Below are 18,247 nucleotides of genomic sequence, written 5' to 3'. Positions count from 1 at the left end.
TGTTGAAGTGTTAAAAAACAGTACTTTTATTTTACATTTCCGCCCATTTTTCTATCCCTGTTTCTTCGTCATTCCATCGCCCTTGTTTTTGTTTTAGAAATTGTGTAAATGGAGTTATTGACAAAGAAGGTAGAAAATCATAAAAGTATGGAAAATAAAAAAAGGCAACGGTCTTCACAGACGATCGCCTCTAATCTTCAATAGGTATTAGTCCTTTAAGGTAAAAAGATTGTTTTCAGGATAACAGTTGCAAAGTTAGCGTTTTTTTTAATTCCTCCAAATGTTTTTCCATGTTTTTTTTACAATATAAAACTGTGTACCCACACAGCGAGAATTATCGGTTATTTTTTCCAAAAATCTTTATTTTCTTGTCATGTATCAAGAGAAGTGGAGTGTGTACTCATCACAATTCACACATTTTTGAACTGCCGTTTTTTTTGATTTTGGATAGCTTCTATCAATGGACCTTCATTCTGACCTTCAAACACCATTGCCCTTATATAATAATAGGTGTATAGACGAAATGACGGTCTTTGAGAAGTGATGTTAGTTGGTGGCTTTCGCGTTTTGATGTCGTAATAATGCTTAAATTAGTGATTTTTTTTGCTTCTAAGCGATTTTATTCAAAAAAAAATCGTACTTTAGCAAATGATTACAACGCCACAAAACGCCGCTAAGCGAATAAAAATGCCCTTGTAGGCAATTTCGTGGTAAAAAATAACGTTAGAAAATAAGAAAGTACACGATAGAAGTGCTGTGATTATCGCAATAGTTAACTTCTACATTATGGATATAATAAAACTTTAGTATTAGAGAATGGACGAAAATCAAACAGTCGATCACGACAGGATTATTAAGATTAACATAGAGGAAGAGATGAAATCTTCCTACATAGATTATTCGATGTCTGTCATTGTAGCACGTGCCTTGCCAGATGTTCGGGACGGATTTAAGCCCGTACATCGCCGTATATTATACGGAATGTTAGGCATCGGCAACACCAGTGACAAGCCCTATAAGAAATGTGCGCGCGTAGTGGGTGAGGTACTGGGTAAGTATCACCCCCACGGAGACAGTTCAGTCTATGGCGCATTGGTGCGTTTGGCGCAAGATTGGAACATGCGTTACACACTTGTAGACGGTCAAGGAAACTTTGGTAGTGTTGACGGAGACTCCGCAGCTGCCATGCGTTATACAGAATGTCGATTGGCAAAGATGGGCGAGCATATCATGGATGACTTGGACAAAGACACCGTGGATATGGCTAACAACTTTGATGATACGCTGGTGGAACCAACTGTAATGCCAACAAAGATACCTAACCTGCTGGTAAACGGTGGTAACGGTATTGCTGTGGGTATGGCTACGAACATGCCAACGCATAACCTGCGTGAAGTAATAGATGGTTGTTGCGCTTATATCGACAACCCTGACATCGAATTGGAGGAGCTGATGCAATATATCCAAGCACCTGACTTTCCTACTGGAGGTTATATCTATGGATTACAGGGTGTAAAGGATGCGTACGAAACAGGACGTGGACGCATCATACTTCGTGCCAAAGCAGAGATAGAAAGTGATGAGAGTCATGATAAAATTGTCATTACCGAAATACCTTATGGCGTCAATAAGCAACAGCTGATTGAGTATATCGCTAACTTGGTGAAAGAAGGCAAGCTGGATGGTATCGCCAATGCAAATGACGAATCGGGACGCCAAGGTATGCGTATCGTGATTGATGTTAAGCGTGATGCCAATGCCAACGTGATTTTGAACAAGCTCTTCAAGATGACAGCCTTGCAAAGTTCGTTCTCGGTGAATAACATCGCCTTGGTGAATGGACGTCCGCGTTTGCTAAGTCTGAAAGAGTGTGTGAAGTATTTTGTGGAGCATCGTCATGATGTAACCATTCGTCGAACCAAATTCGAACTGAAGAAAGCGCAAGACAGAGCACACATACTCAAAGGTCTGATTATTGCTTGCGACAACATTGACGAAGTAGTACACATCATTCGAGGCAGTAAGACGCCAGCCGAGGCGCAAACCAATTTGGAGAAACGCTTTGACTTGGATGAATTGCAGAGCAAGGCTATTGTTGATATGCGCTTGTCGCAGTTAACAGGTTTGCGTTTGGAACAGTTGCATGCAGAGTTCGATGAGTTGGAGAAACTCATTGCTTACTTGGAAAATATCTTATCCGATCCTGAACTATGTAAAAAGGTAATGAAGGACGAACTCAATGAGGTGAAGGAAAAGTATGGCGATGACCGTCGTACAAAAATCATTCCCGATGAGCATGAGTTCAATGCCGAAGACTTCTATCCCAATGACCCTGTTGTGATAACGGTGAGCCACTTGGGATATATCAAGCGAACACCACTGTCCGACTTCCGCGAACAGGCTCGTGGCGGAGTAGGGTCAAAGGGTGCTACCCATCGCAATGCCGACTTTACAGAGTTTATCTATCCAGCCACGATGCATCAAACCATGTTGTTCTTCACCAAGAAAGGACGTTGCTACTGGTTGAAGTGTTATAATATTCCTGAAGGAACAAAGGATTCAAAGGGTCGTGCTATTCAAAATTTATTGAATATAGAAAGTGACGATGCTATCAATGCCATCTTGCGATTACGTGGGTTGGACGATGAAGAGTTCATCAATTCGCACTACGTAGTGTTCGCCACAAAGAATGGAACTGTGAAGAAGACTTGCTTGGAAGCTTACTCACGTCCACGTACCAACGGTGTGATTGCTATCAATATTGCCGAGGGCGATGAAGTGGTAGATGTTCGGTTGACCAACGGTGAGAACGAACTGATTATGGCAAACCGTAATGGTAGGGCTGTAAGATTTGATGAGCGAACCATTCGTGTCATGGGAAGAACAGCCACTGGTGTACGCGGTATGCGCCTTGACGACGGCGACGATGCGGTGATTGGCATGATTGTTGTTGATGATCCTATTAACGAGACAGTGATGGTTGTCAGCGAAAATGGATACGGTAAACGTACTTTAGTAGAAGATTATCGCAAGACCAATCGTGGTGGTAAGGGTGTGAAGACCATGAGCATCACCGACAAGACTGGACGTTTGGTAGCTATAAAGAATGTGACCGATGACAACGATTTGATGATTATCAACAAAAGCGGTATCACCATTCGCTTGTCTGTTGCAGAATGTAGAGTGATGGGTAGAGCAACACAGGGGGTTCGCTTAATCAATCTCTCTAAGAAAAATGACATCATTGCAAGTGTGTGTCGCACGATGAGTTCGGAATTAGAAGCTTCTTTTGAAGAAGATAACCGTTCAGAGTGGGATAAAACACAAGATGAAGAAAATGAATCGAGACCGTCAGAGCTTGCTGAAGACCAGGAAGACCATGCGCCTTTAGTGGATTTTGATGATATCGAAGACGAAAATGATAGTGATAGTTAAATTAAAAATAAATTTTAAAAATGTAAGAATATGAAAAAATTAATGTTCTTAGCAGCCATGGCTTTAGGAGTCTCAACGGCATTTGCCGCTGATAGTGACGCATTGAAAGCCATCCTGTCCGCAAAAACATTTGTTGAGGCAGAAAGTTTGATTAAATCAAATTTATCTCAATTGACAAGTAATGAAGAGAAAGCAAAGGCTTACAACAAGTTGGTAGACCTTGCGATGGAAAAAGTAAACAAGGAGCAAGAAATCATTGAGAAGAACATGCTCGCTGAACAACTGAAGAAAGGAGACACACAACCCTATGATACGGTTGGTTTCTATGATGCTGTGTACGCTGCCATTACAGCTGGTGTCGAAGCGGATAAGTACGACATGATGCCAAATGCGAAAGGAAAAGTGAGACCTAAGTTTCATAAAAACAATCAGACGCGTTTATTTAACATCCGTCCACAACTGATCAATGGGGGACAAGAGGCAAGTAAAAAGAACGACAATCAGAGTGCAATGAAAAACTTTGGTTTGTATGTAAGTTCGTCTGAAGCCGATTTATTCAAGGATGTAGCTAACAAACCAGCTTATGACCAATATTTAGGTGAAGTGGCTCGTGTGGCTGCCGTTTATGCTTATCAGAATAAAAAAGTAGATTTGGCACATCAATATGTGGATGTAGCTCTCAAGGATACAGCGCAGGACACGCATAAAGAGGCTTTGAACCTGAAATCATACTTGATTACGCAAGGTTTGACTTCTAATGCCGACTCGCTGAAAGCAATTGAAAGTCTGAAACAGCTCTATGTACAAGAAAACGGTAGTGACCAAGTTTTCGGTTCTTTGAGTGCCATGTACAGTAGTATGAACAAGAAAGATGAACTGAATCAGCTCATCTCAGAAAAGCTTCAGAAAGATCCTAATAATTTTATGGCATTGGCAATGAAAGCACAGTCAGCCATGAATGCAGGTCAATGGGATGAAGCGATTGCTGGTTATAAAAAGGCAATTGCTATCAATGACAAGGATGCGCTCGTGCTCACCTATTTAGGATTCTGTCTCAACTCAAAAGCGCAGGCTCTTAACGCATCACAAGAGCAAAAGAGTTTGTACGCACAATCAAAGGTATATTTAGAGAAAGCACGTGACTTAGACCCAAATAAAGAGCGTGCCAACTGGAGTTATCCGCTATATCAGTGCTACTACACGCTTTACGGAGCTGACGATAGCCGGACAAAAGAAATGGAAAAGATGGTGAAGTAAGTTTAATCTCTTTCATTAAAGAATAGCAGGAGGTATATGCAAAGATATATCTCCTGTTTTTATTTGTTATCAAAACATGTGCAGCATCCGCTTCGGTATCAGCTCATGTCATGCGCCACGTCAATGAAAGAACCGTGAGGATCTGCGGTTAAAAGAGTCGGTGAACTTATTTTGAATCGCCCCTAAATGGCTTGTTATTTCTTCGTAGCGAGGTTAAGCATCTTTAGTAGTGTCGTTGGCAGTTCTAACTTTATGCTGTTAATGATATCCTCCAAGGTTTTATGGATGTCCTTTTTTCGTGTTTGGGCGATGCTTTTGGTTGCTGGTAGTGCGGTACTTTTTGTTTTGTTCTTCAGTAAAATTTGGGTTATATGAAGGTTTCCCCTTCTTTTTACGGTTCGATGAGTGCTGCTGTTTCTCTTTCCCTTTTCGGACAAAGAATTTAGGTGTATCTCCCAATAACCCTTGGATGAGTTCTTGTTTGCCCATTTTTCTCAGCTCACGCTCAATATTCTGCCTTTCTTCGGATTTATACCAAAAGAAGAATTGCCGTTGAGCAAGTTTATCTTTTGGCGATTTTGCACTGAAAACAGGTTCTAATGTGTAAGGATCATATCCCGTGTACCACGTTTCTGTACTCACCGTCATGGGCGTAGGTGTGAAGTCTTGCACTTGCTCCAGTTGAAAGTTGAGCTTCTTTGTCTTTACAGCAAGGTCTGCCATATCTGCTGCATGACAACCGGGGTGACTACTAATGAAATAAGGAATCAACTGTTGGTTTAGATTTTCTTCTTGATTGATTTTGTCAAAAAGCTGTTTGAATTGCTCAAACTGTTTGAATGAAGGCTTACGCATCAATTGCAGAACATGGTCGGACGTATGCTCTGGTGCCACTTTCAATCGTCCACTGACGTGGTTTCTAATTAGTTCTCTTGTGTATCGCTGTGCAGCTTCGTTCGTTTTTGCATCCTTACTCGTGTGTAAGAGGAGATCGTAACGAACGCCACTACTGACAAAACTCTTTTTAATGCCTGGTAATGCGTCTACGGCATGATAGATTTCAAGAAGTTTGCTATGATCGGTATTCAAATTCGGGCATATCTGTGGGTGAATGCAGGAGGGACGTTTACAGTGCTCACAAGCTTTATGATTTTTTCCACTCATGCCATACATATTAGCAGAAGGACCGCCCAAATCTGAAAGATAACCCTTAAAGTCGGGCATATCAATCACCTTTTTGACCTCTGACAGAATACTTTCTTTCGAACGACATGCCACAAATTTTCCTTGATGAGCAGAAATAGTACAGAAAGCACAACCTCCAAAACAGCCTTGGTGAATGTTCACAGAGAATTTAATCATTTCATAAGCTGGGATTCTTTTACCTTTATATTTAAGATGGGGTACACGTGTGTAAGGCAAATCGTAATAAGCATCAATCTCGTTCGTGGTCAACGTTGGATAGGGAGGATTGACAACAGCATATTGGTGACCTACCTTTTGAATGAGTCTTTGTGCATGTATCTTATTCGACTCTTCTTCAATATGCTTAAAGTTTTCTGCTTGAGCTTTTTTGTTTTGTACGCATTCTTCGTGACTATTCAGGAGAATGTCGTCTTCCCCAATACCTCCTTCTATATCATCCTTTTGGGCTAAATAAACTGTTTGCGGAATGTCGTGGATGTGCTGTATCTGCTCGCCAGCCGAAAGGCGCTCACATAATGTAAGAACAGACTTGGCTCCCATGCCGTATAAAATCATGTCAGCACCTGCGTCGCACAAGATGCACTTCTGAAGTTTGTCTTGCCAATAGTCATAGTGGGTGAGTCTACGCATGGAGGCTTCTATTCCTCCCAACACAACGGGTATATCAGGGTATAGCTGCTTTAATATTTTGGTGTAAACAATGGTGGGATATTCTGGTCGGCAATCATGACGACCGTCAGGACTGTAGGCGTCTTCATGGCGAAGTCTTTTATTGGCTGTGTACTTATTCACCATGGAATCCATGCATCCCGGAGAGATGCCAAAGAATAATTTTGGCTTTCCTAACTTCTTAAAGTCACGATAGTCTCCGTGCCAGTCGGGTTGCGGAACAATGGCAACACGATAACCTGCAGCTTCTAACATGCGCCCAATGACTGCCACCCCAAACGAGGGATGATCGACGTATGCGTCACCCGAAAAGAGAATGACATCCAATTGATCCCATCCTCTTAATTGACATTCCTTTTTAGTGGTAGGGAGGAAGTCTGTAAGTTGATAATTCTTCAACGAGTATTGCTTTTAATTATTTTTGTCGAACACAGTGAAACGAATGGTATCTCTAACGATTAAGAACTCCTTTACAAGCGTAGAATTGACCTTATTCATGTGGAATAAGTGGAGAAAGAAAGTTCAGAAGCGAATATGAATGGTACTCCCAAGAACAGTAGGACGTAGGTTCTGTATCGTTCATTTGTGATTGCCTTTTCGATATTTCACTGCGTTTTACCTCTTATCAGTGTTTAACGGTTGTCTTTCTCCTCTTCATTCACAGCGTCGTTCTGCTCTTGTTGGTTGGTCCAGTCGATATATAACAAAACCAATTGGTGAAGTCCAAAGGCTTTCATGTTTGGATGATAAATCACGTCTAAGCACAAATCGAGCAGACTTTTATCCAAGTTGGCTTCTGATTCTAAAAGAGAGCGCACATTTAGTTTCAGCTTGTCAAGTACTTCTTCATCAATAAAACCAGTACTGTCTACAAGATTACGAAACAGAGAATATTTCATAATGGTAGCTAACTGCTCATCTGTAATCTCCATTGATCGTGTACCCGATGGATTCGTTTGGATTTTGTACATGATGTTGTGATCCATAAAATTTAAATTTCCCATAAACGATATTGTATTAAAAGGTATATATTATTTTGAATGTGCACACAGACAGATGCTCGAAATATCAATCAAGGAGGTATTTGAGAATACCATTCATGACTTGTTTTTTGCTATTTTGGTCTATAATACACTCAAAAGGAAATCCCATAGTGAAACATCTATATTGTTGATCTTTATAAGCTACGGCAGCACTGGTGCCGTTACCGTACTGCATTACGCAGTCGGCACCCGGTTCGGGCGATAGAACTTCAGGATTTTGGGCTGCATAATGGTCTTCATTTGGCGTATGATAAAAATTCATTTGAAGTCCTAAACCTTGCACAACATTATTTTGTTGTCTCTCTAAAGTTGGGGTATATGAAACTTTCAGAACCTTACTTAGAAAGGCTTTCTCTGTGTCTAAGAACATATCAGAGCCAATATATGAACCGCTGACTAACAGTGCTCCTCCCTGTTCGGCATAAGTTTGTAGCATTTGCTGCAATCGAGGTGTAAACGTTTTATAAAACTTCAACGCATGTGGGTCATACTTCTGTAAGCCTAAGATGAAATCAATACACGGATATTTTCCTAATTTCACCTTATTTGCCAGAACCGCATCCATGGAACAACTCACGACATTGTATTGCTTGGTATCAGCGATTGCTTCGGTATGGTCACGGACATAGTCAAAGGTGTTGCCCATGATAAAGTTACCAGCCAATTCATTTCCGCCAAATCCCAAACCACTCTCGGTGAGCGAACCCATGGTAGATTTGGTGAAAACAGTTTGACATCCCGCCCACCCAGCAGTCTTTTCATAAGAGACACCAATATCTTGGTTGAGATCAAAGCCTTGGGAATATGCATCATCTATCACCTTGGGAGCAGACAAACGATTAAATCCATTTACCACCAAGATAGTATGTTTCGCCACAGGGGAGTAGTATGCCGATAGAATTTCTGTGGCAAAACTTTCTCCGCCTTTGTTACAAGCGGTGATTTTGAAATGATAGGGTACGTTTGGTTCCAGTTCGATAGCGTAGGAAGTGGTCTTGATATTTTTACCATTATCAAACCCACTGGTGCCTGTTGACACATATACGTTGTATGATTTAGGAAAGGCAGTTGGTTCCTTGAGGTCTGATTGAGGCTCCCATGATAACTTTATCCGATTCTTACCAGTAAATCGAATGTTGAAATTTTGTGGAGGAAGTGGTTGAACAACGTAGTTCTTTCCGTGCTGGTTGTTGATATATCTTAAGATGGTCTTGTAGATAGAGCGAGCAAAAGCAAACTTGAAATTCGGATCCTGTCCCAACTTCATGTCCGGAAAGTTTTGGTGTGACATGGTTTCCAAAATGGCTGAAGGAATTTCTGGCAATCGTGTTTCCGAATAATTCCGATCCCATAAATATCTTTTCGTCCAACTTTGTCGACTCGTACTGAGGTCGTTGACAGCATTATTGAGAAGGTCTTCTGCGAAATCTTTGCTGGTCATTCTTGAAATACCAGCGTTTAAGCGTCCACCGTTATAATTTGTTGTACAGATGGCTAATGAGCCTATTAACGATTTACCATCAAACGAATAGCCCGCATCACTATGAACAGCTAACGCAAGTTCTATGGGGACGTTAAGTCCTGATAGGGTAGGAACGTAACAACTACCACCTGCCAGCCAGTTGGTCATCTTAGATCGCACGTTGACATCATCGCCATAATCGTTTTCGCCCCCATTGCCACTATAGATGCTATATGGCATACCCGCCCATTGAGCATAATATCGTGCTCCTTCTATTGCTCGAGGCATCCCACTAACTGTTCCACCTCGTTGAATATTTCCCATACCTCCGCCAAAGCGAACTGCATCCGTGGTAACCACACGATGTTTCTTTCGTGACTGATTGGTGATGACTACACGGTTATAAGGATTGTCGCCAGCATCGAAATCGAATGTTCCTAAGTAGACCCATGTGCCTCCTCCCATTTGTTGATTTACCGAGAAAGAGGTTTCTTGTCCCTTATGATACACAATATATTGTGCATCATCGACACTTTTCTCTACTGTTTGATAACTCACATACACAGCATATTTTCCAGCTTGAGGTAGATTTGGTTGATATGAAACAAGACTTGGGTTCTTTCGTTTGGTTGATGGTGCCATCCTACACGTTCCTTGTTGAAACGGATTTTCACCATCACTGTAGACTGATTTGCGATTTGCAAAGCCTTTTTGTGGTGCTTTCTCCCAATTTCCATTAACGTTGATTTCCAAATAGGATGTGCCAGGTCGCTCGTCATCGTTGTCCACAATCACTTCATGTTTTTGCCAATCTCTCTCCCGTGGTGTAAACACGTTGGCACCAGCATTTTCTAACATAGGAATCAAATACGGCACTACAATGGTTTGTGTAAACAAGTCTTCGGTTGTACCAAATAAATTTGGGCGTTGCCATTTCCACTTTTGTTTCTGCTGGTCATAATAATAGCCATGGCTTGCCCATAGGGAAATATGTCTATCTTGTAGTCCTTTGCTAATCTTGTTATCCTTAGAGAGGTTCGTTACCCATGCCCTTCCATGGTGTTCAATGTCACCCCAAGCTCGTGTATGTGCACTGTTAGATTGCGCAGCAAGTGTTATTGAGGCACTGATGCAAAGTATTAAATGAATAAATCGTAATGTCATGCTGAGAGATCTCCCGTTGAAAATTTCTCTGGATGCTTACCCTTAAAACCGACGAAATATTGTTTGATTTCTTTCATTTCATGTTCTATATCACCTGTAGGCATCAACATCTTTGTGCATTGTATTTTCTTTTGTTCAAAGTCTACACCGTATAAGAGGATAGGAATGTTCGCCTTGAGGGCAATATAGTAAAAGCCTAATTTCCATTCGGTGTTTAATGAGCGCGTTCCTTCTGGTGTGATACACAATTGGAACGTATCACGTTTGTTGGCTATTGCAGCTAATTGGTCTGTCAAACTGGTATGTTTGGATCGCCACACAGGTATTCCACCCATCTTTTTGAAGATGATTTTGAGGGGTCCTACAAACAATTCCTTCTTCATGAGAAAGTTTGATTTCATCCCTTCTGCATGCATATAAAGCTGTCCTATCACAAAGTCCCAGTTGCTTGTGTGTGGGGCTAAGCAAATAATGTATTTCTTTGGATGCTCTACAGTAACTACTTTCTTCCAGCCCATGACATGATACAACAACCAGCCACATAGTTTGTTCAGCATAGAAATAATGTTCAATTAATAAATGTTAGCAATCTGATCGACAATTTCTGCAACAGATTTGTCAAATTCTTTCGCCAAGTTTTGATAATATTTCTTTTGCTCCATGCCTGGTTCTGGATGTGATACACGTCGTATGAACTGATTGTGTACCATCAAAATGGACTTCAACAGTGCATCCACATCGTCTTTGGCAGGTTTACCACTATATAGGGATGCCGCAATACACTCTGCGAACAAGTCACTACAAGTATAATTAATCGTTCGCTTTAAATCTCTTTTGTTAGCCATATCTTGATAACTTTATAGTTTGTTGTTGATGATTTCAAAGTTCAAAGATAAAAAAATAATCCGTAACACCAACGTCTTGCTCTTAAAATAACATGTTTTATCATTTAAATGTTTCTATATCTCAAAGAAAAAGAGTAAATTTGCATTCAGTAAAAAGATTTACAATACGTATTATTCATACATAACAAAAAGGTAAAATGAAAACAAGTGCATTACAAGTTGAAAGAGCTGTTTATCAGCCTAAGTTGCCAAAGGCTCTCCAAGGCGCTGTAAAGGTTCAGGAAGGCGCACCAACTCAAAGTGTTGATGATCAAGAGGAAATTCAGAAACTGTTTCCACATACATATGGAATGCCTCTCGTTGAGTTCGTTCCTGGTGAACATACTGAAAGCAAGCGACTCAATGTAGGTGTGATATTGAGTGGAGGACAAGCTCCCGGTGGTCACAATGTCATTAGTGGTCTGTTTGATGCAGTGAAGAAACTCAATCCAGAAAACCAGTTATATGGCTTCTTAATGGGTCCTGGTGGCTTGGTTGAACATCACTATGTAGAAATCACAAAGGAATTCTTAGATCCTTATCGTAACACTGGAGGATTCGATATGATTGGTTCGGGACGTACCAAGTTGGAAAAAGAGGAGCAATTTGAAAAAGGTTTGGAAATTCTGAAGAAGTTAGACATCAAAGCTTTAGTGATTATTGGTGGTGACGATTCTAATACCAATGCCTGCGTACTTGCAGAATATTATGCTGCTAAAGAATACGGCATTCAGGTAATTGGCTGCCCAAAGACTATTGATGGTGACTTGAAGAATGAACAAATAGAGACCTCATTTGGCTTTGATACCGCAACAAAGACGTATGCTGAGCTCATCGGTAACATTGAGCGCGATTGCAATTCGGCACGCAAATACTGGCATTTCATCAAGGTGATGGGACGTTCAGCATCGCATATTGCTTTGGAATGTGCCTTGCAGACACAACCCAACATTTGCTTGATTTCTGAAGAAATCCAAGAGAAGGATCAAACTCTTAATGAGATTGTGGAAAATATAGCTTCTGTTGTGGCTCATCGTGCACACGAAGGAAACAATTTCGGAGTGGTTGTAATCCCTGAAGGACTTATTGAATTTATCCCTGCCATTGGACGATTGATAGGAGAACTCAACGATTTGTTAGCTGCACATGGTGCTGATTACAAGGATTTGGATAAGGATGCTCAGCGCAAATACATCTTAGAACATCTGTCAGAGGCTAACCGTTCTACTTTTGAAACGCTGCCTGAAGATGTTGCACGTCAGTTGAGTCTCGACCGTGACCCACATGGAAATGTCCAAGTGTCACTCATTGAAACCGAAAAACTGTTGTCGAACATGGTTGCTGCAAAGTTGGAGCAGTGGAAAAAAGAGAAAAAGTACGACGGAAAGTTCTCCCCTCTGCATCATTTCTTTGGTTATGAAGGTCGTTGTGCAGCGCCATCTAACTTCGATGCCGACTATTGCTATGCTTTGGGAACAAGTGCTGTCCAATTGATTGCCAACGGAAAGACAGGCTATATGGCAATTGTGAAGAACACTACCAGTTGCACAGATGACTGGAAAGCTGGAGGTGTGCCTATCACTATGATGATGAATATGGAGCGTCGCACTGGTGAAATGAAACCTGTGATACGTAAAGCATTGGTTGATTTGAACGGTAAACCTTTCAAAACGCTTGTAGAACATCGTGAAGAGTGGGCTAAGAAAACTTGTTATATTTATCCTGGTCCTATTCAGTATTGGGGACCCAGCAAGGTTTGCGACCAGACAACAAAGACTTTGAGCTTAGAACGAGAATAATTGCTGTGCACCTGTTTCAGGTTGGCAACCATAGATCGTTGTGTTACTTCGGTCGAAGTTTGCCGTAAATTGCATACAACGCTTTCCCTCAATCGGTTTCTTGTACACCTGTTTATTGGGAGTAAACGCAATATTGACAGTTTATGTTTCCATGTAGACGTGGCGAACGGTTCATGTAGTGATGCAATTTTCATTGAAACAGTGAGCGTACCTATTATTCGTTTAGAATAGATACCCACAAATAGAATCTGCTTTTGTAGTACAATAAGGCATTGCAAAGCAGATTCTTTTTTTTGAATTACTAAATTTAATGACTCCTAATAAAACAAGAAAGCGTCGCCGTACATCTAAGAATCGACTGTTTCGTCGATATCCGAGGTGGGTTATATGGGTGGGAGGTATGTTCTTTGCCTTCTTCTATATGTGGTTTTTTTATGAGTTTTTTGTCAGTCCTACAGGTTTCAGATGGCGCGCTCTCTTCGGTGATCCCGATTATCCAGAAGGCTATGAGATACATGGCATAGATATTTCCCATTATCAGGGAGAGATTGATTGGCATCTATTAAAACATGCCATGATTAAAGGGTGTCCATTACGCTTTGTGATGATCAAGGCAACAGAAGGTGCTAATTGCCTCGATGACAATTTTAACGACAATTTCTACAATGCTCGTAAGCATGGACTTTTAAGAGGAGTGTATCATTTTTGGAGCAACAAATCGTCTGCACGTGAACAAGCTTATTATTTTCTGAAACAAGTTCATCTTGAGGATGGCGACTTACCGCCAGTATTAGATGTCGAACACAAGCCTAAAGACAAGTCCGTTGAAGAGTTTCAACGTGACGTTTTGACCTGGCTTCACATTGTGGAAGACAAGTATCATGTGAAGCCAATCATATACACCTATTATAAATTTAAGGATGCGTATTTAGGTGCGCCCGTCTTTGACGATTATCCTTATTGGATAGCCCATTACTACGTGGAGAAAGTGGAGTATAAAGGGGCATGGAAGTTTTGGCAACATACGGATGCAGGACGGTTGCCTGGTATCAAGGGTTATATTGATTTCAATATTTACAATGGGTCTTATTACGACTTGAAAAAGATGACGATTGGTCAGCAAAAGGATATGTGGTAAGGCAATCCGCAGCTCATGCCAAGTGAAATTGCACCTCGCATTCCAGTCATATTTTTACCTTGAAATACCCGAAGTGAATCTTGCGCATGAGGAGAGATATGGGTCAATGCGCTACACGCAGCGGGGTAGCCGCATTCACGCAATGACTTCATTTCCGTATTGAATAATCAATGTTTTTATAAGCGATAGACAATTGACTATCAGCGTATTAAGGTTACTTCTCTTTAGTAAACATTAGGCAGCACCAATCGTCCTCAGTTTTCCTATTGCGTTCTACTAATCCCAACTGTGTGGCTTTCTCTATCAACAGATTTGCGTCCGCTTCATAAAAGCCACTGAGTAGCAGTATTGCCCCTGGAGACATTAACTCAACAAACGAAGTCATGTCTTGAAGTAAGATGTTTCGATTGATATTCGCTAACACGACATCAAACAATCCAGACACATGCGATAAAACTTGTGCATTGCCATGAAACACTTCAAGGTTGGTAACGTTGTTCATCGTAGCGTTGTGCAGGGTGTTGTTCACGCTCCATTCGTCAATGTCGTACCCTATCACTTTGTTTGCCCCTAAATTACTGGCAGCAATGCTCAATATCCCCGTACCACAACCACAGTCCAAAACACGTTTTTCCGACAATCTTAGCTTGAGTAACATGGAAATCATCATGCGAGTAGTCTGGTGATTACCTGTGCCAAAGGCTTGTCGGGCTTCTATTCCGATATAAATTTTGTGGTCTGTTGCTGGGACAAATGCTGATTTTGCATCATATATAATGAGCTGTTCATCGATGTCAATGGGTGCGAAACCTGCATTCTCCCAAACCTCATTCCAATTTTTGTCTTCCATATCTTCAAGGTGATAGGTAAGATCAATCTCTTGGATAGGTATGTTTTTGAGCACCTCTTTTAAGTGTTGTTCATCGAAGTTCTCGGCAGGAATGTAAGCCTTCAAGCCCTGTTGTGTTTCTTCAAACGATTCAAATCCTACTTCGCCCAAGGCATCAGCTAAAAGGTCCTTTGCTGTTTGTACCAGCGCAGGCTGACCTGAAATGGTACAGTTGGCTATCTTATAATTCATCTTGTTAAGTTAAAATATTTCACAAAGGTATAAAAAATAGGGAAAACCTCCCTATAGTTAGGGAAATTCCTTATATTTGCAATAATTAATTGTTTACATTTGCAATAGAAATAATGTATAAGAAAGGGAGTGAAAGATGAAAAAGATAGCTTTGTTAGCCCTGCTCATAGGAACGATGCCATTAAGCATGCAGGCACAGGACGATATGTATCTAATACCGTCAAAATCTAAAAAGGTCGCTAACTCCTCTGTTGTCACCCAGGACAGCAAGGTAACACATAGCGGTAGTGATAGAGATGTCGATGAATATAATCGTCATGGTAAATTTTGGAGTCATTACCAAAAGATTGGTTCTGATGATCAAGGCAATGATATTATAGAATTTCAAAAGGGTAGAGGCATCTATCCCGATTCTACTTATATCGATACCACCTTTGTTGGTCAGTATTACGACACCATGATTGATGATGATGATTATCGCTATACCCAACGGATGAGCCGCTGGGATGGATATTATGACCCTTGGTTCTATACGAGCCGACGCTGGCGCAGTTATCCATATTGGCGTGCAGGGTGGGGCTGGTATGACCCTTGGTACTATGGTTATGCAGGCTATTACGACCCATGGTATGACCCTTGGTATGCTGGTTACGGCTATCCTTATGCGTATGGCTACTATGGATATGGCTGGGGAAGCCCGTACTATTATAGCAGATACTACGGATGGGCAGGCTATCCTGTGCGGTATGTTTATAGAACAGGTCACACGGGTACGCTGACTTACTATGATCGCTCCAACTTTCGCCCGTATTATGGACGTGGTTATGACTCGGCAAATCGCAACCGTCGCTATGGTAGAGATGTACAAAGATATGACAATCGGTATAATTCTTCAGGCAACACGGTAACCTTTGGCTCTCGTAGACCAAGTCCAAGATATGACTCTCCTACCAATTCAGGGAGACGAAACACAACGCCTACCTTCCAAGGTCCAACAAGAACGCCAAGCGGTTCGTTTGGTAGTGGCTCGTTTGGAGGCGACACAACACCTCGTGGCTCTTCTGGTGGATTCCATGGAGGTGGTAGCTTTGGCGGCGGACGTCGATAATGTAAGAGAGATAAAATAGATGATATGCGTATTTATAATAGGATAGAGATGAAAAATAAATATATACTGTCTGCGCTATTGTTGTTGGGAACAGCGACAATAGGTGCGCAAGAGACTTATGAGAATACAAAATTGATAGACAACGACCTTAATGGTACTGCACGTTATGTAGGTATGGGTGGAGCGTTAGACGCTTTGGGAGCCGACATTTCGGTGATAGGTTCTAATCCCGCAGGTTTGGGATTGATAACTAAATCACGTGCAGAGGTGTCGTTTGGCTTCGTGTCGCAACCGGGTGTCTCTGCCTTTCAACAAGGTAATCCTACGAATGCAAGCTTTGATCAGGTGGGATTTGTTTATGTGATGCGTAATCCAAGAGGCGATAATAGCGGACTAAATTTTGCAGTGAACTATCACAAAAGCCGAAATTTTGATTACATTTTATCTGCTGTAGGTGACTTAAAGAATGCTTCACAAAACACGCTGTCGTTCTTAAAAGCTATTTATGGAGACAGAGCAAAAGACGGTACTTCTATCTTTAATTTGGAAACAACGAAGAATGGGATGATTCGCGGTACTCATCCTTTCACCTCGCAATTGGACAATCTGTACTATAACAACCTAATGGTGGATCACAACAACGCCGTATCTTATAGTACAGCCACAGGCTATGATATGCAACGAGCGCATACTGGCTACATCGGTACTTACGATGTAAGTGTGAGTGGAGCCATTAGTCCCCGTTTCTATTTGGGTGGAACCATAGGTTTTCATGATGTGCATTATACCGGAACTGGCGAGTATGTCGAGGATTTGGTGGATATATCCAACAAACCACTGACTGCCTTGATGGTTCATGACGAAAAAACCATTACAGGTATGGGAGGAGATTTCAAATTAGGAGCTATCTTCTTGCCTATTGAGAACAGCCCTTTCCGTATTGGTTTGTCTGTTGCTTCTCCTACATTGTATAGGTTGACTATCAACACAAGGGCTTATATGAGGCACAATCTCGGCGCTTCACAATCTATGCAGTATGGTTATTCCGGTGGAACAACGAACGAATCTTATAGCTTTAAGATTGATACACCATGGAACTTCGGTATCAGTCTTGGTCATACAGTTGGTAATTATTTGGCTTTGGGGGCAAGTTATAATTATGCCGATTATGGAAGTATGAATACACGTGTTAACGAAGGCGTTGAATACGACTGGCGCACGAATTCCTATTATGAAGACAGTAGTGACGATACTAACATGAATGAGCATACGAAGCAGACGTTAAAGGGTGTCTCTACAGTAAAATTAGGTGCTGAATTTAGACCTGTCAACAATTTAGCTTTGCGCGCAGGATATAATTATTTATCACCCATGTATCAAACAAATGCTTACAAGGATGGCACTATTGATTCCTATGGTTCTAATTATAGCACAGCTACAGATTACGTGAACTGGGATTCAACCAACCGCTTTACGTTGGGTGTTGGCTATCAAATGAAGAATTTTAATATTGATTTGGCATACCAGTATAGTGCGCAAAACGGGGACTTCCATCCTTTCATGGATGCTTATGGAGACTATTATTATATAAATACGGCAACGAAAGCGTTGCAAATGGATAAAATTGACAACTATGCAAATCCTGTAAAGGTCAGCAACAAGCGTCACCAGCTGCTGCTCACCTTAGGTTATCGCTTTTAGAATAGTTGTCTCATCAATAGTTACGAACCCAAAAAGAGAAGTTTATCACACAGTTTGATAAGCTTCTCTTTTGCATTATAGCCAGTAAGAGGGGTTACTCTTCTATTCATCCGATAGGTCTTTGAACGGACGAATGAGTCGGGCGTCCCAATTAACACATGGCAACGACTCCCCAACTTAGTTTGGAATGAAGTTGAACCTGAACCAAACGAACGCACAGTCCAAACATGGTTTTTGTCCTGAACTTTTACCAAAAAACGACCATTGAAAATCTGCAAAATAGAAAAAATCAATAGGCAA

At 41.3% G+C, this 18,247-nt stretch carries 13 protein-coding genes; 6 read left to right on the top strand and 7 right to left on the bottom strand.

Annotated features, from left to right (window positions below; translation table 11 throughout):
• Positions 1 to 816 precede the first annotated feature (816 nt).
• Positions 817 to 3,435 (top strand): DNA gyrase subunit A, encoded by a 2,619-nt coding sequence (gyrA, locus tag HMPREF9304_RS06885; RefSeq protein ID WP_036927714.1) that lies wholly within the window; start codon positions 817 to 819, stop codon positions 3,433 to 3,435.
• A gap of 30 nt (positions 3,436 to 3,465) precedes the next feature.
• Positions 3,466 to 4,692, top strand: a complete 1,227-nt coding sequence (locus tag HMPREF9304_RS06880) for a tetratricopeptide repeat protein (protein ID WP_036927713.1) — start codon at positions 3,466 to 3,468, stop codon at positions 4,690 to 4,692.
• A gap of 279 nt (positions 4,693 to 4,971) precedes the next feature.
• Here HMPREF9304_RS06880 and HMPREF9304_RS06875 read toward each other — a convergent pair whose 3' ends face one another.
• The 5 genes from HMPREF9304_RS06875 to HMPREF9304_RS06855 form a co-directional block, all read right to left on the bottom strand.
• Positions 4,972 to 6,966, bottom strand: a complete 1,995-nt coding sequence (locus HMPREF9304_RS06875; RefSeq protein ID WP_036927712.1) for a YgiQ family radical SAM protein — start codon at positions 6,964 to 6,966, stop codon at positions 4,972 to 4,974.
• Positions 6,967 to 7,199: 233 nt separating this feature from the next.
• Entirely contained in the window at positions 7,200 to 7,538 is a 339-nt protein-coding gene (locus tag HMPREF9304_RS06870) for a DUF8442 family protein (protein ID WP_036927732.1), read from the bottom strand.
• Between the two features lie 97 nt (positions 7,539 to 7,635).
• The gene (locus HMPREF9304_RS06865) at positions 7,636 to 10,236 is read right to left on the bottom strand and encodes a golvesin C-terminal-like domain-containing protein (protein WP_036927710.1); all 2,601 of its coding nucleotides are present in this window, start codon (positions 10,234 to 10,236) and stop codon (positions 7,636 to 7,638) included.
• Entirely contained in the window at positions 10,233 to 10,793 is a 561-nt protein-coding gene (locus tag HMPREF9304_RS06860) for a 1-acyl-sn-glycerol-3-phosphate acyltransferase (RefSeq protein WP_036927730.1), read from the bottom strand. Before HMPREF9304_RS06860 ends, HMPREF9304_RS06865 begins: the two co-directional genes overlap by 4 nt.
• A 15-nt stretch (positions 10,794 to 10,808) precedes the next feature.
• Positions 10,809 to 11,081 (bottom strand): hypothetical protein, encoded by a 273-nt coding sequence (locus HMPREF9304_RS06855; RefSeq protein WP_008121759.1) that lies wholly within the window; start codon positions 11,079 to 11,081, stop codon positions 10,809 to 10,811.
• A gap of 197 nt (positions 11,082 to 11,278) precedes the next feature.
• On the opposite strand from HMPREF9304_RS06855, the gene HMPREF9304_RS06850 reads away from it, so the two are divergent.
• Complete coding sequence (locus HMPREF9304_RS06850) at positions 11,279 to 12,919, top strand: diphosphate--fructose-6-phosphate 1-phosphotransferase (RefSeq protein ID WP_036927708.1); 1,641 nt, start codon at positions 11,279 to 11,281, stop codon at positions 12,917 to 12,919.
• A gap of 310 nt (positions 12,920 to 13,229) precedes the next feature.
• Positions 13,230 to 14,057 carry a glycoside hydrolase family 25 protein gene (locus tag HMPREF9304_RS06845; protein WP_036927707.1) on the top strand — a complete coding sequence of 276 codons (828 nt, stop codon included), beginning with the start codon at positions 13,230 to 13,232 and terminating at the stop codon, positions 14,055 to 14,057.
• A 214-nt stretch (positions 14,058 to 14,271) separates the two neighbouring features.
• On the opposite strand, the gene prmA is transcribed toward HMPREF9304_RS06845, so the two are convergent.
• Positions 14,272 to 15,138 carry a 50S ribosomal protein L11 methyltransferase gene (gene prmA, locus HMPREF9304_RS06840; RefSeq protein ID WP_036927706.1) on the bottom strand — a complete coding sequence of 289 codons (867 nt, stop codon included), beginning with the start codon at positions 15,136 to 15,138 and terminating at the stop codon, positions 14,272 to 14,274.
• A 136-nt stretch (positions 15,139 to 15,274) separates the two neighbouring features.
• On the opposite strand from prmA, the gene HMPREF9304_RS06835 reads away from it, so the two are divergent.
• Both HMPREF9304_RS06835 and HMPREF9304_RS06830 read left to right on the top strand, forming a co-directional pair.
• Positions 15,275 to 16,246, top strand: coding sequence for a hypothetical protein (locus HMPREF9304_RS06835; protein WP_036927705.1), 972 nt, complete (start codon positions 15,275 to 15,277; stop codon positions 16,244 to 16,246).
• Positions 16,247 to 16,294: 48 nt separating this feature from the next.
• Positions 16,295 to 17,947 (top strand): OmpP1/FadL family transporter, encoded by a 1,653-nt coding sequence (locus HMPREF9304_RS06830; RefSeq protein WP_036927704.1) that lies wholly within the window; start codon positions 16,295 to 16,297, stop codon positions 17,945 to 17,947.
• 20 nt (positions 17,948 to 17,967) lie between these two features.
• On the opposite strand, the gene HMPREF9304_RS14935 is transcribed toward HMPREF9304_RS06830, so the two are convergent.
• Positions 17,968 to 18,247, bottom strand: a 280-nt coding sequence (locus HMPREF9304_RS14935; protein ID WP_231564487.1) for a hypothetical protein, incomplete at its 5' end; no start/stop codon positions are given.

It is taken from the genome of Hoylesella timonensis S9-PR14 (genome assembly GCF_000762405.1).
Lineage (GTDB): Bacteria > Bacteroidota > Bacteroidia > Bacteroidales > Bacteroidaceae > Prevotella > Prevotella timonensis_A.
Note: the sequence above shows the minus strand (reverse complement) of the source record. Positions and strands in the feature narration are given on the sequence as shown.

Coding starts and splice junctions, on each gene's coding strand:
- gyrA (WP_036927714.1), top strand. CDS start 817: ATGGACGAAAATCAAACAGTCGATCACGACAGGATTATTAAGATTAAC.
- HMPREF9304_RS06880 (WP_036927713.1), top strand. CDS start 3,466: ATGAAAAAATTAATGTTCTTAGCAGCCATGGCTTTAGGAGTCTCAACG.
- HMPREF9304_RS06870 (WP_036927732.1), bottom strand. CDS start 7,538: ATGTACAAAATCCAAACGAATCCATCGGGTACACGATCAATGGAGATT.
- HMPREF9304_RS06865 (WP_036927710.1), bottom strand. CDS start 10,236: ATGACATTACGATTTATTCATTTAATACTTTGCATCAGTGCCTCAATA.
- HMPREF9304_RS06860 (WP_036927730.1), bottom strand. CDS start 10,793: ATGCTGAACAAACTATGTGGCTGGTTGTTGTATCATGTCATGGGCTGG.
- HMPREF9304_RS06855 (WP_008121759.1), bottom strand. CDS start 11,081: ATGGCTAACAAAAGAGATTTAAAGCGAACGATTAATTATACTTGTAGT.
- HMPREF9304_RS06850 (WP_036927708.1), top strand. CDS start 11,279: ATGAAAACAAGTGCATTACAAGTTGAAAGAGCTGTTTATCAGCCTAAG.
- HMPREF9304_RS06845 (WP_036927707.1), top strand. CDS start 13,230: ATGACTCCTAATAAAACAAGAAAGCGTCGCCGTACATCTAAGAATCGA.
- prmA (WP_036927706.1), bottom strand. CDS start 15,138: ATGAATTATAAGATAGCCAACTGTACCATTTCAGGTCAGCCTGCGCTG.
- HMPREF9304_RS06835 (WP_036927705.1), top strand. CDS start 15,275: ATGAAAAAGATAGCTTTGTTAGCCCTGCTCATAGGAACGATGCCATTA.
- HMPREF9304_RS06830 (WP_036927704.1), top strand. CDS start 16,295: ATGAAAAATAAATATATACTGTCTGCGCTATTGTTGTTGGGAACAGCG.